This is a genomic window from Janthinobacterium sp. GW460-12-1-14-LB5 (genome assembly GCF_059423585.1).
The window spans coordinates 100,815-115,308 of sequence record NZ_JBWKYD010000016.1 but is presented as its reverse complement, the minus strand read 5'-3'; the positions used below and the strand labels follow the sequence as shown (position 1 = coordinate 115,308).

The 14,494-nt window shown below is 66.3% G+C and carries 10 protein-coding genes; 4 read left to right on the top strand and 6 right to left on the bottom strand.

The window, feature by feature from the left end:
• Positions 1 to 9 precede the first annotated feature (9 nt).
• The 3 genes from AC07X6_RS17760 to AC07X6_RS17750 are packed head-to-tail and all read right to left on the bottom strand — an operon-like array spanning position 10 to position 3,896.
• Complete coding sequence (locus tag AC07X6_RS17760) at positions 10 to 1,539, bottom strand: TIGR03016 family PEP-CTERM system-associated outer membrane protein (RefSeq protein WP_230538047.1); 1,530 nt, start codon at positions 1,537 to 1,539, stop codon at positions 10 to 12.
• Complete coding sequence (locus tag AC07X6_RS17755) at positions 1,523 to 2,347, bottom strand: XrtA-associated tyrosine autokinase (protein WP_230538046.1); 825 nt, start codon at positions 2,345 to 2,347, stop codon at positions 1,523 to 1,525. The genes AC07X6_RS17760 and AC07X6_RS17755 overlap by 17 nt, the downstream gene beginning before the upstream one ends.
• A 19-nt stretch (positions 2,348 to 2,366) precedes the next feature.
• Positions 2,367 to 3,896, bottom strand: coding sequence for an XrtA system polysaccharide chain length determinant (locus AC07X6_RS17750; protein ID WP_494791848.1), 1,530 nt, complete (start codon positions 3,894 to 3,896; stop codon positions 2,367 to 2,369).
• Positions 3,897 to 4,139: 243 nt separating this feature from the next.
• On the opposite strand from AC07X6_RS17750, the gene AC07X6_RS17745 reads away from it, so the two are divergent.
• Together AC07X6_RS17745 and AC07X6_RS17740 are read left to right on the top strand one after the other, a co-directional pair.
• Entirely contained in the window at positions 4,140 to 4,763 is a 624-nt protein-coding gene (locus AC07X6_RS17745) for an XrtA/PEP-CTERM system exopolysaccharide export protein (RefSeq protein ID WP_230538044.1), read from the top strand.
• A gap of 199 nt (positions 4,764 to 4,962) precedes the next feature.
• Positions 4,963 to 5,709 (top strand): N-acyl amino acid synthase FeeM domain-containing protein, encoded by a 747-nt coding sequence (locus AC07X6_RS17740; RefSeq protein WP_494791847.1) that lies wholly within the window; start codon positions 4,963 to 4,965, stop codon positions 5,707 to 5,709.
• 1 nt (position 5,710) lies between these two features.
• Here the strand turns inward: AC07X6_RS17740 and AC07X6_RS17735 are convergent, their stop codons facing one another.
• Genes AC07X6_RS17735 through prsT form a run of 3 tightly spaced genes read right to left on the bottom strand, consistent with a single transcriptional unit; the run spans position 5,711 to position 11,773 of the window.
• The gene (locus tag AC07X6_RS17735; protein ID WP_494791846.1) at positions 5,711 to 6,493 is read right to left on the bottom strand and encodes a S1 family peptidase; all 783 of its coding nucleotides are present in this window, start codon (positions 6,491 to 6,493) and stop codon (positions 5,711 to 5,713) included.
• Positions 6,490 to 8,985, bottom strand: coding sequence for a hypothetical protein (locus AC07X6_RS17730; RefSeq protein WP_494791845.1), 2,496 nt, complete (start codon positions 8,983 to 8,985; stop codon positions 6,490 to 6,492). The genes AC07X6_RS17735 and AC07X6_RS17730 overlap by 4 nt, the downstream gene beginning before the upstream one ends.
• 4 nt (positions 8,986 to 8,989) lie before the next feature.
• Positions 8,990 to 11,773: an XrtA/PEP-CTERM system TPR-repeat protein PrsT gene (prsT, locus tag AC07X6_RS17725; RefSeq protein ID WP_494791844.1), complete on the bottom strand. Its 2,784-nt coding sequence runs from the start codon at positions 11,771 to 11,773 to the stop codon at positions 8,990 to 8,992.
• 219 nt (positions 11,774 to 11,992) lie between these two features.
• On the opposite strand from prsT, the gene AC07X6_RS17720 reads away from it, so the two are divergent.
• Together AC07X6_RS17720 and AC07X6_RS17715 are read left to right on the top strand one after the other, a co-directional pair.
• Positions 11,993 to 13,297 (top strand): nucleotide sugar dehydrogenase, encoded by a 1,305-nt coding sequence (locus tag AC07X6_RS17720; protein WP_494791843.1) that lies wholly within the window; start codon positions 11,993 to 11,995, stop codon positions 13,295 to 13,297.
• The gene (locus AC07X6_RS17715; protein WP_494791842.1) at positions 13,297 to 14,481 is read left to right on the top strand and encodes an SDR family oxidoreductase; all 1,185 of its coding nucleotides are present in this window, start codon (positions 13,297 to 13,299) and stop codon (positions 14,479 to 14,481) included. The genes AC07X6_RS17720 and AC07X6_RS17715 overlap by 1 nt, the downstream gene beginning before the upstream one ends.
• Positions 14,482 to 14,494 lie beyond the last annotated feature (13 nt).

The following is a 14,494-nucleotide window of genomic DNA, read 5'->3' as shown; positions in this document are numbered from 1 at the left end:
GCGGGCTCCTTAGAATTGCATGTTGAGCGTGGCGCTGACGCCGTTTTCGCGGTAATCGCCGCCGTGGTTGCTGGCGTGCCGCGTATGCCGCACGTCGATGCTGACCGTCATGTCCGGCTGCAGGATGCGGCTGTAGCCGGCCGTCACGGTGATGTTGTTGTCGCGCCGGGGCACGCTCAGCGAGCGCACGCTGGCGTAGCCGGCATTGACGTTCACGCTGGTGCGCGCACTGGCTTGCCAGCTCCAGCCCACGTTGCTGCCGATCTGGCGCGTGCGGTCTTCGCTGCCGAACTCCATGTCGGGCAGCAAGCCGCTGTCGATGCCGCTGGCCGTTTGCGCCGTGCGGTCGACGGCCGTGATGCCGGCGACCATCGTGCTTTTCGCCGTGGCGCGCGCCATCGTCAGCTTCAGCTGCTTTTCCAGGAAATAGCGGTGGCTGAAGTAATTGATGGCGCCCCGTTCCGGCCCCAGGCTGTTGGCGTAGCGCAGGAAGGCATTGATGCGCAAGCGCCGGTCGCGCGCATTCGGAAAGAGGCCGCGCCACAATTGATCGAGCAGCTGGGCCGCGTCGCGGTCGCCCAGGCGCGCAAACTGCGTGGGCAGGGTGGTGATGTTTTCGCTGTAGCTCAGTTGCCAGTTGGTATGGCGCTGCAGGAAATTGGCGTCCAGGCTGTAGGTGGTGCCAAAGAAGCGCTTGCCCGTGCTGAAGGCCACGCTGGTGCGCGGCGACGGGGTCCACACGCCGCCCAGCGACCAGAAGCGGCCCGCCGGCGCCTTGCCGCTGGTCGACGCATAGCCTTCCTTTTCCATGCCGCCGCTGGCCGTGGCCGCCCACTTCCTGCTGAACGCATAGCGCAGGCCCACGCTGCTGCGCTGCATGCGCACGGAAGCGAGCTTGCTGTCCTGCGTGCGGCGCACGTCGTGGCTGGCATTCCAGGACCAGCCGCCGGCGCGCGGCTCGCCGCTGAGCAGCAATTCCATTTCATCGCTGTGCACGGACAGCAGACCGCCGCCGCTGGCGACCGTGTTGCGCGTGTAGCGCAGCTCGGCCGTGGCCAGGCCGCGGAAACGGTGGCGCAGGTAGGGGCTGATACTGGTGGTGCGCACGGTGCTGGTATTGTCCGTGTCGGGCAGCTCGGCTATCAGTTGCGGGCCGAACGGCGAGATGTTGCGCCGGCTCACGCTGGCATGGGTATCGATGAAGAACCAGTCCTTGACCAGCTCGGCGTCGGCCGCGGCGTGCAGCTGGTGGTCGTCCGTATTGCCGCGCTGCCCGGAGATGAATTTGTGCCAGCTGTAATCGAGGTCGACGCGCAGGCGCGGCCCCGTGCCGATGAGGGCGATGGCGGGCGCGATTTCCGTGATGAAGTCCGATTGCGCCTGGCCGGGCGGCGCGCGCGTGGCATTGTCCGTATAGCTTTCGCGCAGGCGCAGCGAGGGCTTGACCAGCCAGTCGACCGCGCCGGCCGGCAGGGGCAGCAGCAGGGACAGCAAGGGCAGCAGCGGCAGCGGAATCCGGCGGCTAATCGTAATGGCCATAGCCGTAGTAGTCATTGCCGGGGAACGATTTGGTCTTGTTGTAGATCAGATGAATGTGTTCGCATCCTTCGATCTGGCGCAGCGCTTCCTTGACGGCGTGCTGGGTCGTCGTTTCCGCCTCGACCACCATCACCACTTGCCCCATCTGGCCCACCAGCGCGTGCGCCTCGCTGGTGATCAAGAGGGGCGGCGAGTCGAAGACGACGACGCGGTCGGCGTAGCGGCTGGCGATCTCGGCCAGCAGGCGGCTCATGGCGCGGCTGGCCAGCAATTCCGTCGCGTGCTTGTTGCTGCGCCCGGCGGGCAGGATGCTCAGGTTGGCCACGTTGGTTTTCAGGATCACGTCGGCCATGGCCAGCTGCGGGTCGAGCAGCACGTCCATCAGCCCCGGCTCCGGTGGCAGGCCCAGCACTTTCAGCACGGACGGGCGCGCCACGTCGGCATCGACCAGCAGCACCGTGATATCCATTTCCATGGCGATGCTCATGGCCAGGTTGACGGCGCAATACGTCTTGCCTTCGCCGGGCATGGCGCTGGTGACGACGATCAGGTTGCCGTTGCGGATGGCCTCGGCGCCGCTGGCGCGCGCCTGGCGCAGCAGCGGGCGCTTGATGATGCGGAAATCCTCGGCCACGGCGCTGCGCCCGCCATCGTGCGTGAGCATGCCTTGCTCGGCCAGCCGGTCCAGGTTCAGGGGCCGGTACTGCGGCGACCTGGCCGCCTCCGCGCCATCCACGCCATACGGCACGCTGGCCTCGGCCACGCCGAGTATCGTCGGTTCCTGCTTGCCGCTGTCCTTGCTGCTCATCGTCGCTCCCCTGGTGGCTCTAGAATTTCAGCAGCGCGGCCGTCATGACCCCGCCGTACAGCAGGAACAGGCTGCCCAGGCAGGCGCTGAACACATAGCGGGCGCGGCGCCGGCGCACCTGCTGCAGCGGCGTCCAGTTCATCGATACCGTGCCCAGCACGTTCAAGCCCGTGGCATCGCGCAATTCGGAAGGGCTGAGGAAGGTGGGGCGCACCTGGCTGATCAGCAGGGCCGTGGCCACGCCGGCCACCAGGGCCGCGCCCAGCGCCGCGGAAAACAGCAGCGGGCGGTTCGGGCCGACGGGCGCATATTGCACCGTGGGCGGATCGATGATCTTGAAGGCCATCATTTCGGTGGTGGAGCTGAGTTCGCCCGACAGCTTGGCCGCTTCGCGCCGGCCGATCAGCTTTTCATAGTTTTCCTTGTTGATGATGTAGTCGCGGTTGAGCTGCGCCAGCTGCGATTCCACCTCGGGCACGGCATTGCTTTGCGCCAGCAGGCGCTCGTTGCGCGCGGCGTATTCCTGCACCCGGGCGCGGATGGCGGCCACCTTGGCGTCGGCGTCCGTCAGCGCCACCTTCAGCTGCTGCAGCATGGGGCTGTAGTTCTTGCCCGGGTCGCCGGACGCCGTTTTCAGCTTGCTTTCCTCGATCTTGCGTTCTTCCAGCTGGGCGATGAGGCGCTTCGAGGCGATGATATCGGGATGCAATTCCGTAAATTGCATGCGCAGGCTGTCGAGGTTCTTGTTGAGCGTGGCGATGCGCTCGTCGAGTTCGGGATTCGTGATCGATGCCGCGTTCGGCTCCAGGTCGAGCACGGGTTCGTCGCCCTCGATCTGGCTCTGGATGGCCTTGCGCGCCTGTTCCGCCTCGACCAGTTCCAGCTTGGCATTGTTCAGGCTATCGGACGACATCAGCAGCTGGCTGCCATAGTCGATGCCCTGGCGCGGCAGCAGCAGGTTGTTGCGGATCTTGAATTCCTTCACCAGGTTTTCCGCCGCGCTCAGCTTGTCCTCGTAATTCTTGATCTGCTCGTCGATGAATTGCACCGCCTTCTGCGAATCGCCCTTCTTGCCTTGGAAACTGCCTTCGACGAAGATGGTCAGCAGGCTTTGCACCACGTCGCGCACCAGCTTCGGGTCGCGCCCGCTGTAGCTGATGGTGTAGATGTCATACGCATTGGTGCCCGTGATCTTGATGCGGCTCATCAAGTCATCGAGCTGGGCTTCGTGCTCGCGCGCCGTCTTCGAATCGAGGTCGAGGTCGACCATGCGCATGACGCGCTCCACGTTCGGGCGGCTGAGCAGGGTGCGGCTCATGATGGCCACCTGCTGTTCCGTGTTCGGCACGCTGGTCATGCCGGCCAGCAGGGGCTTGAGGATGGTTTGCGTATCGACAAACACGCGCGCCGACGTCTGGAAGTCGTCGGGCAGGGTGATCACCTTGATGAAGCCGGCGATGGCCACCAGCCACGCCACCAGAACCGCATGCCAGCGGTATTTCCAGATGCCTTTCAGACCGGAAAGCAGTTGCTGTATCAATTGCTCCATGTCGCTTCCTTCGGGTAACGGTGCTGCACGGCAGATGGGCGGGCGACGGCGTCTTGCAAGAAATGCTTGCCTGTTGAGTAAGCAAAGTATAGGGCGGCTGAGGGGCAAGATTTCCCCAAATGATTGCTTCTTGATACGCCTCAAGGTTCACTTGCCCGGTTTTAATAATCATAGGAAGTTCGCGGCCCAGGCTGGTTCTGCGGGGCCGCCCATGGACGCGCCATCGACTCGAAGAGGCTCCGCATGAATCTGTTTCGCCGTGCATTTGTCATCAACGCGCTGGTCCTGGCGGGCAGCGCCAGCCTGCTGGGCGCCTGCCGCACGCCCCATCCGCCAGCGCCCACCGATGACAGCGCGCCCATGCACGATTACCTGATCGGGCCGGGCGACTCCGTCAACATCATCGTCTGGCGCAATCCGGAAGTGTCGCTGACGGTGGCCGTGCGGCCGGACGGCAAGATCACCACGCCGCTGGTGGAAGACCTGGCGGCCAGCGGCAAGACGTCGACCCAGCTGGCGCGCGACATCGAGCAAGCCCTGGGCAAGTTCATCCAGCAACCGGTGGTGACCGTCATCGTCACCAATTTCTCGGGGCCGTACAGCGAGCAGATCCGGGTCATCGGCGAGGCGGCCAAGCCGCAGGCGCTGCCGTACCGGCTGGGCATGTCGCTGATGGACGTGCTGATCGCCGTGGGCGGCATCACCGACTTTGCCGCCGGCAACAAAGCCAGCATCATCCGCATGCGCGAAGGCAACCAGCAGCAGCTGGGCGTGCGCCTGGACGACCTGCTGAAGAATGGCGATATTTCCGCCAACGTCATGATGCGGCCGGGCGACGTCTTGCTGATACCGGAGAGTTTCTTTTAGGCGCGCCTTCAATGGTGTCAAAACAGCATTTATATTTGCAATTTTGCACTGTTTGGCAAATTTTATCGTGTAATTTTGCCATTCAAATGTAAATTTCTTCTGTTTTTTTGCATTTGCTGGGAACTTCTCCAGTTTTTGTCTTGTCACAAGGCATTGGCTTCAGTCCGTTTCGACGGCTGCCGATGAACGTGAGGACAAGATGAGCTTTGACGACGAACCCATTATTTCCTTCGACACGCCAGGTACTTTCAGCGACCTGGTGGTGGGCGAGGGGCAGATCGATCCGGCCATGGAGCACGAGCTCGACCTGCAGCGCTTTCATATCCGCATGGCCAATTCGCGTGGCCGGCGCGAAGCGGCCAGTTTGTTGATCCGCAAGATGTACGGCTGGCGCGGCTATGCCGTCGATCCCGGGATCGCGCATGCGCTCAACAAAATTACCCTGTTCGCGGAAACGGCCGGCTCCACCGTCGGCACCATGACCCTGTGCCTGGACAATGACGAGACGGGCTTGCCCGCCGACGAAAACTTCCGCGACAAGCTCGACGTGCTGCGCGAGCAGGGCCGCCGCCTGTGCGAACCGTCGCGCCTGGCCATCGACAAGGGCGTCAGCAAGCGCGTGTTTGCGGCGCTGATCCATATTTCTTATATCTATGCCCACAATATTCACGGCTTTACGGATTACGTGATCGAAGTCAATCCGCGCCATGTGGTGTTTTACAAGCGCATGCTCGGTTTCAAGGACTTCGGCGGCGAGCGAGAGTGCACGCGCGTGGGGGCGCCGGCCGTGCTGCTGCGCCTGGACCTCGACTACATGGGGGCCCAGATACGCAAGTACGGCGGCATGATGGAACAGCATGGGGGTGAACGGTCGTTTTACCCCTTTTTTTTTCCGACATGGGATGAGCCTGGCATTACCGACCGGCTCAGGCAGGGGCGCAACTGATTTATTTGCTTTTCAGCAGGATCGCCTGCATGTGGCTGCCCGGAATCGCGTACGTGATGCCGCTGGGCGCGGTGATGGCCGCCTCTTTCAGGCCCTTCACATACACCATGTTGACGATGCCGTAGACGAGACCGGTCTCGGGATCGAACAGGGGGCTGCCGCTGCTGCCCGGGTACGCCGTCGCGTCCAGCTGGAACACCGTGTACGGTGCTTTCTGCAGTTGCGCCAGGCGCCGGGTGTCCAGGCGCTGCGCGTTGGCGCTGGGCCTGACTACCGGCGTCAGCGATGACACGGTGGCGCGGTGCGTCACGTGGTGCAAACCCAGCAAGCTGCCCAGTGGAAACCCCGTAAACGCCATGGCCTGGCCTTCGCGCACCGTGGCCGCGTCGCCCAGCGCCAGGGCCGGCAGCGGTGCGCCGGCCAGGCGCAGCAAGGCCAGGTCGTGCTCCGTGTCCACCGCCTCGATTCTGGCGGGGCGAAATTGCGCCCGCTCGCCCTGGCCCGTGAGTATGCCGAGCGATTCGTCCGGATTGGCGTCGAGCAGTTTCTGCACCACATGGGCGCAGGTCAGCACGCTCAAGCCGTCGCCCGCCACGAAGCCCGTGCCGAGAAAATTCACCGGCGGCGTGCGCGTCGTCTGCAGGCTGCCCACGCCGACGATGGACGGCTTGAGGCGCGCGATGGTTTGCGCCAGCGGCGCTTCCGCGCGGCACGGCGCGCCGGCCAGCAGCAGGGCAAGGCAGAACAGCTGGGCGCGGAAAAATGTCGACGGCAGGGCTTTCATGGCGGCGTGCTTTCAAGGGGAGGAGGTGGCGGGGAGGGGGCCGGGCCGAGCAGCGCGCACAGCAGCATCAGATAGCACAACAGGGCGATGCGCGGCACGTCGAGCAGGCTGTCGAACAGGCCGACGACGAGAAAACCCAGCAGGGCGGCGGCGCAGGCCAGCGCGCCCGGGTCGCCCCGCGCCGCCTGGCGCAGCAGGCGCAGGCCGGCCAGGGAAAGCAGGGCCAGCAGGGACAATGCGCCGCACCAGCCCGTTTCTACCAGCAGGTGCAGCGCCATGCTCTTGATATGCCACGGCAAGTGATGATGGTCGCTGCTGAAAAACCAGTAATTATTGGCCTGCCTGAAGCGTCCGTTGGCGATCAATTCCTCGCCGCCCGGCGCGCGCAAGCTCAGATTGTCGACCTCGAGCACGGACGAGTCAGCCGTGCCGCTGGCCGCCAGTTCCAGCTGCACGGGCGGACGCAGCAGCCAGGCGCCGGCGCCCAGCCAGGCGCTGTCGAACGGCACTTCATGGTGCTGCCAGGCGCCGGCCGGCGTGCCAGGCGGCGGCGCGTGCAGGCGCAGGGGGATATTCACGCAAGCTTGTGCATATAGCAATTGTCGCTGGCACAGGCGCACCAGCAGCACGGGCATGGGGCCGGCGCGGCGCGCATCGAGCGCCAGGGTATAGCGCGTGGCCGGCTGCACGGGCAGCCGTTGCAGCAGCCGCAGCAGTTCGCCATAGCCGGCGCTGTAGCCGGGACTGGCCAGGCGCACATAGGTGTTGGGGGAATTGCCTGGCTGGCCGTCTTCTTGCGCATACGCAATGCTGGCCGGCACTTCGCGCCCCGGATTGTGCCAGTAATAGGTGGCGGGAAAGCTGCCCATGCCCATGCCGAACAGGCGGTCGCCCCAGTCGGACGGCTGCATGGCCAGCACTTGCCGCCAATGGCGCAAGCGGCCCTGCATGTCGAAGGCCGTGGTGGCGAAACGCTCGGTGGCGTAATAGCTGGCCGAGACGGGGATGGCCAGCAGCAACAGGATGCCGGCCGCGCCCGCGATGCTGAGGCTGGCCCGGTCCAGCCGCCACAGCGGCGTGCGCAAGCGGCCGTTGTACAGCATCAGCATGGCCAGCAGCACGACCAGGCCGGCCGGCGCCAGGGCGGCAGCACCCGCCCAGTGCCAGCCTATCCAGGCCAGATTGCAGGCCAGCATGGTCCACGCCATCATCGCCAGACCCAGCCTGGCCGCGCCTTTGCCGGCGTGACCGGCCGGCTGCAGGGGGCCGGGCAGCAGCACGGCCGCCAGCAGCATGGCGGCCAGCAGGAACAAAAAATACGGGCCTTTCAGCCAGCCGGCCGTTTGCTGGCCGGACGGTTCCGGCCACCAGGCGGCCAGCACGCCCTGCAGGCACAGCGCGCACAGCAGGCTGGCCGGCGCCAGGCGCCACGGCAGGGGCCGCGCCGCCAGCACGAAGCTGGCCGCGAGCAGGACGGCGGCGGCGAGCAAGCCCCGGTAGCCGGCCACGCCGAACATGTACACGAGCAGGACGGTGCCCAGGGCGGCCAGCAGCAGTTTCAGCAACAGGCTGCGCCCGCGCCGCCGGTCGGGCGGACGCGCCGCGCCGGGCGCCGTCCGCAGGGTTTGCGACAAGGCCAGCAGCATGGCCGCCGCCAGGGCCGCGTACAGGCCGCGCGAAAAAGTGGTGAACGCCGCATGCAGGGCCAGGGCCAGCAGCAGCATGGCCAGCGCCGCCTGCCAGCGGCTGCGGGCGCAGGCCAGCCACAGCGCGGCAAACGGCAGGCTCAGGGCCAGGTAGCCGTCGAGCGCGGCGCCGCCCGTGTGCATGGCGGAAAACGGCGCCGTGATGCGGTAGTCGCTGGACAGGTTCAGCAGGCCGGGAAACACGGCCCTTTCCCACAGCGCGAACAGCGAGACCATGGCCAGCCCGGCCAGCATGCCCGGCAGCGCATAGCGGCGCAGGGCGGACGCATCGCCGTCGCGTAGCAGCAGCGGCAGCAGCAGCATGCTCCAGGCCCAGGCCTTGCCGAGCCGCAAACTGTTGTAGGGACTCAGATAATTGTCCCAGGCATTCGCGTCGAGGGGGGCCAGCGGCAGGACGCCCCGCAGCAGCGCCGCCAGCCAGGCCAGGCTGCACAGCAGCAAACATATGCGGGCGCCCGGCGAGAGCCGCGCCGCCGCGCTCTGGGGCGATCCGCCCAGGCGCCAGTAGCCGCACGCCACCGTCAGCAACAGCAGCACGTCGATTTCTTCGAGGAAGAACCAGCCCGTCCACGGCGCCAGGTCCAGCACCGGCAGCAGCGCGGGCACGCAGAACAGCCAGCTGGCGGGACGCCAGCACAGCAGCAGGAAATAGGCGGGCAGCAGGACGGCAAACAGCAGGCCGGGCCAGCCGTGGCCCAGCGGGTAATGGCGCAGGGCCAGCGCGCAGGCCGCGCCCGCCAGCAGGGCCAGCGGCCGCGCTGCCAGGCCGGGCAGGGCAGCTTGCATGGCCTTAGAGCCGGGTCAGCAAGGCCTGCGCCGCGGCCCGCTGCGGAAAGTCCTTGTTGGCGGCCAGCAGTTGTTCCAGTTGCTTGCGCGCGCCGCCCTTGTCGCCCGCTTGCGCCAGGGCCGCGCCCAGGTGGTACTGCACTTCGGGCGATTTCGGCGCCAGCCCCGCCGCCTTGCGCAGCAGCACCGTGGCACGCTTGACGTCGCCTTGCTGCAGGACGATCCAGCCCAGGGTGTCGAGCACGGCGGGATTATCGGGCGCCAGCTTGAACGCCTGCTCGGCCGTCGCTTGCGCGCGCGGATCTTTTTCCTGCTGATAGGCCCAGGCCAGGTCGTTCAGTGCCATCACATTGTTGCCGTCCTTGCCCGCGATGTACTGCAGGTGATCGATGGCGCCGCGGTATTGTCTGGCGGCCAGCATCGCGCCGGCCAGGTAGGTGCGCGTGCCCAGGTCTTCCGGGTGTTCCTTCAGCCACGCCGCCATGCGCGCCTCGGCTTCGCGCGCCTGTCCCGACGCCAGCAGGGCGCGGTACAGCTGCAGCTGCATGGGACCGATCTTGCTGATCTCGAAAGCACGCTCGTACAGCTTGACGGCTTGCTGCGGCAGTTTCTGTTCCATCAGCACGTCGCCCTCGAGCTTGTAGCCGGCCGCCAGCTTCGGGTGCTGTTCCTGCACCTGGCGCGCCACGGCCAGGGCCTCGCGCTGGCGATTCAGGCTCAGCAGCATGACCACTTCGATCACGCGCGCTTCCAGCAGGTTCGGGTCCAGCGCCTGCGCCCGCTTGACGGCCAGCAACGCCTGATGATGGTCGCCCAGCGTCATGTGCAGGCTGGCGATGCGCATCTGCAAGGGCGCCGAGCCGCTCTGGATGCTGGCCAGCTTGTTGTAGCTGTCGAGCGCCGCCTGCGCCTGGCCGGCGCCGTATTCCACCTGGGCGCGCAGGGCCAGGGCATCGGCGTCGCCCGGATGGCCCGTCTGCAGGGTGCGCGCCAGTTGCAGCGCCTTGTCGGGCGCGCCCGTTTTCAGGTAGAAGTTACTTAATAGCAGGGCTGGCGCGACGGCGTCGGGATTGTCGCGCTGGGCCCGTTCGAGCCAGCGCCGCGCCTCGTCCGTCTGGCCCTGCGAGGCGGCTAGCTTGGCCAGGGCGGCGCACAGGTCCGCATTTTTCGGCGCCTTTGCCAGCGCCCGCTCGAAACGCTGGCGCGCCTGCTCCGGTTTTTTCTCGGCCAGGTCGATCTGCGCCAGATTCTCCAGGGCGGGAACGTACACGGGGTTCATCGTCAGCGCCTGCTCGAAGCTGGCGCGCGCGGCCCGCACGTCGCGCAAGGCCAGGTAGACGCCGCCTTTCAGGTTCAACAGCAGGGGATTCGTGCCTTTCTGCTGTTGCTCCATCATCTGGACGCTGGCCAGGGCCTTGTCGTTCTGCTTGTTGCGCAGCAAGGTCATCACCAGCATGGTGCCTGCCTGCGGCGTGCTCTTGTCGAGCATGCTGGCGCGTTCCAGTTCATTGATGGCGCGGCTGTTCTCGCCCTGGCCCAGGCGGCTGATGCCCAGCGCCGTATGCAGCCTGGCCGTGTCCGGCGCCAGGGTGCTGGCCTTTTCGAAATACGCCGTCGCCTTGTCGTATTCGCGCGCGCGCAAGTGGGCTTCGCCGGCCATCGACAGCAATTCCACGTCTTCGGGGTAGGCGGCCAGCATGGGCAGCAGCAAGGCCAGGGCCGCATCGCTCTTGTTGCGCCTCAATTCGATCGAGGCCATCATCTTGATCGCATACAAATGCCTGGGATACACGGCCAGGAAGCGCTGCAGATAGCTTTCCGCCAGTTGCGGCGAGCCGAGCGCCAGCTGCACGGCGCCGGCCAGCAGGATGGTCGGCATGTGGTCGGGCGCCACCTTGAGCACCAGTTGCAAGGCTTGCAAGGCCGCCTTGTTCTTGCCCTGGCGAAAATCGAGCAGCGCCTGGGCTTGCAACAGGCCCAGGCTGTTGGGCGCCGTCTTGCGGGCCGAGGCCAGCTGGGCCGCCGCTTCCGCGTAGCGGTTTTCCGCGATATCGAGGTTGGCCAGGTCGATATGCGCCTGGGTATTGTCCGGCTTGATCTTGAGGATCTGCATGTAGGCGAGCCGCGCCGCGGGACTCTTGCCTTGCAGGCGCAGCAGGTCGCCCTGCAGGCGCAAGGCGTCGAGGTTGGCGGGCGCGCTTTTCAGGGCTTGCGCCAGCAGCAGCTCGGCCGCCGCCACCTGCTGCTCCAGCGCCGCCAGGCGGGCCAGGCCCAGCAGGGCCTCGACCTGGCCCGGATGGGCTTCCAGCAGGCGCGCAAACAGGGCGCGCGCCTCGTCCTGGCGCCCCAGGGCCAGCAAGGCGTCGCCGCGCAGGCCCAGCACGGTTGCGGGCTGGGCCGCATCGTCGGGGATCTCGGCCAGTACCTTGTCGAACTGGCCCAGCATCAGCCAGGCCTTGGCCAGCAGCGGCATCACTTGCTGCGCCGACAGGCCCAGCGACTTTGCCCTGCGCAATTCTTTTTCGGCCGACAGCGATTCGCCCGTGTCGATATAGATGCTGCCCAGCAGCAAGCGCGCCGCCGCATTGTCCGGTTCCTTTTGCAGCAGGTTCTTCAACTGGATGATGGCGGCCCGCGCCTCGCCCTTCTGGCGGTACTGCTGCGCGTCGGCCAGCAGGGAGGCGCTGCTTTGCGTGCCGTTGCAAGCCGTCAGCAAGGGCAGCAGCAGGGTGCAGCACAGCGCGGCGGCCGGCAAGCCAGGAAAAGGGCGGGACAGGGAACGGGCCATGGAAGTCTCCGGTAGCGGCGTGCATGAGGGATGGGCATGGCCTAGCTTAAAAAGATGGCTGCCGCTCTCCTTGATTGCGCTCAACAAGCCGCCGATTCGCCCCGCGCCCGGCCGCCGTAGCCCTGCGTTCCTTGTTCCTGCTCAAGAATGGCCGGTCCGGCAACCGTAGAATTTCCTGGACGGCGTTGCTCAGGCCGCAACCATTGGGAGCACAGGCATATGGACAGCAAGGTGGATGGCAAGGCGGACGTGGTGGCGGTGGTGGGACTCGGCTATGTGGGCTTGCAGCTGGCCGTGGCGTTCGGCATGCGCCAGCGCACGATAGGCTTTGACTTGTCGGCACGCAAGGTAGACAGCTACCGGCGCCATGTCGATCCCACGGGCGAGGTAAGCACGGAACAGCTGCGCGCGGCGCAATGGCTGAGCGTCGGCTGCGATCCGGCCGAACTGCAACTGGCCGATTTCATCGTCGTGGCCGTGCCCACGCCCGTCGACAGCGCGCACAATCCCGATTTCTCCGCCCTGGCCGGCGCCAGCGCCGCCGTCGGCCGCCACATGCGGCGCGGCGCCATCGTCATCTACGAGTCGACCGTGTACCCGGGCGCCACCGAAGAAATCTGCATCCCTATCCTGGAACAGCATTCGGGCCTGCGCTGGAAGGAGGATTTTCACGTGGGTTTTTCGCCCGAGCGCATCAACCCCGGCGACAGGGACCACACCCTGCACAGCATCCGCAAGGTGGTCTCGGGCGACGACGCGGCCACCCTGGAAAAGGTGGCGGCCCTGTACGAAGGCGTGGTCGAGGCCGGCGTGCACCGGGCGTCGAGCATCAAGGTGGCGGAAGCGGCCAAGGTCATCGAAAACACGCAGCGCGACCTGAACATCGCGCTGATGAACGAGCTGGCCATCATCTTCGACCGCATCGGCATCGACACCCTGGAAGTGCTGCAGGCGGCGGGCACGAAATGGAATTTCTTGCCGTTCCGCCCCGGCCTCGTGGGCGGCCACTGCATCGGCGTCGACCCGTATTATTTGACGCACAAGGCGGAAATGCTGGGCTACCACCCGCACGTGATCCTGGCCGGGCGCCGCATCAATGACGGCATGGCCAAGTTCGTGGCAGAAAAGACCATCAAGGAAATGGTGCGCGCCGGCTTCAAGCTGAAAGGCGCGCACGTCAACGTGCTGGGCCTGACCTTCAAGGAAAACTGCCCGGACTTGCGCAACTCGAAAGTGGTCGACATGATCCACGAACTGCAATCGTACGGCGTGCAGGTGCACGTGCACGACCCCGTCGCCGATGGCCGCGAAGCGCTGGAAGAGTACGGTTTAACCTTGGAAAGCTGGGAACAGCTGCCGCAGGCCGAGGCCATCATCAGCGCCGTCTCGCACCAGGCCTTGCTGGCCCGCCCGCTGGCCGACTTCCAGGCCAAGGTGCTGGAAAATGGCTGTTTCATCGACATCAAGTCGCATTTCGACCCCCGTCCGCTCGAGGATGGCGGCTTGCACGTGTGGCGGCTGTGATGGCGGCCGATACCTCGCATCCGGCCGCCGGCGCGAGCGCCTGCGCCCAGGCCTGCGCGCAGCTGGCGCAAACGCCGCGCCGCTGGCTGGTGACGGGCGTGGCCGGCTTCATCGGCTCGCACCTGCTGGAAACCTTGCTTTACCTGGGCCAGGAAGTGCGCGGCCTCGATAATTTCATGACGGGCCACCGCCACAATCTGGAGCAGGTGCGCGCCAGCGTGGGGGAATCGGCGTGGCGGCGCTTCACCTTCATCGAAGGCGACATCCGCGACCCGCGGGCCTGCGCGCATGCCTGCGGCGGGACTGCGGCAGGCGTTGTCAATGTTGCCAATGTTGCCTATACCAGTGCCAATGGCGCTGCCGCTGGCAGCGGCAGCCTCGGCGCGGGCGCGGCTGCCGCTCCGGGCGGATCCGGCGCCGTCGATTATGTGCTGCACCAGGCGGCGCTCGGTTCCGTCTCGCGCTCGCTGGAAGACCCGCTGCTGTGCCACGCCGTCAATGTCAGCGGCTTCCTGAACATGCTGGCCGCCGCGCGCGACGCGGGCGTGCGGCGCTTCGTGTATGCCGCGTCCAGCGCCACGTATGGCGACCATCCGGCCTTGCCGAAAGTGGAACAGCACATCGGCGCGCCCCTGTCGCCATATGCCTTGAGCAAATATGTCAACGAGCTGTATGCGCAGGTGTACGCGCGCTGCTACGCCACGCAGACGGTGGGCTTGCGCTATTTCAATGTCTTCGGTCCGCGCCAGGACCCGCTGGGCGCCTACGCGGCCGTCATTCCCCGCTGGATCGCCGCCATGCTGGACGGCCAGGCCGTGCACATCCATGGCGACGGCGCCACCAGCCGCGACTTCTGCTTCGTGCACAACGCCGTGCAAGCGAATATCCTCGCCGCCACGCGCGCCGACCCGGCAGCCGTCAACCAGGTCTACAACGTGGCCGTCAACGCCCGCACCAGCCTGACCCAATTGCACGCCACGATGCAGCAGATGCTGCTGGCCGCCCGACCGCAGCACGTGCCGCAGGCGCCCCTGTATGGCGAGTTTCGCGCCGGCGACGTGCGCCATTCGCAGGCGGACATCGCCAAGGCGTCCCGCTTGCTGGGCTATGTGCCCACGCACGACCTGGCGCAAGGCTTGCGGCAGACCATTGCCTGGTATGTGGCGCAGGCTGGCCGTGCATGAGAACCTGGCCCGC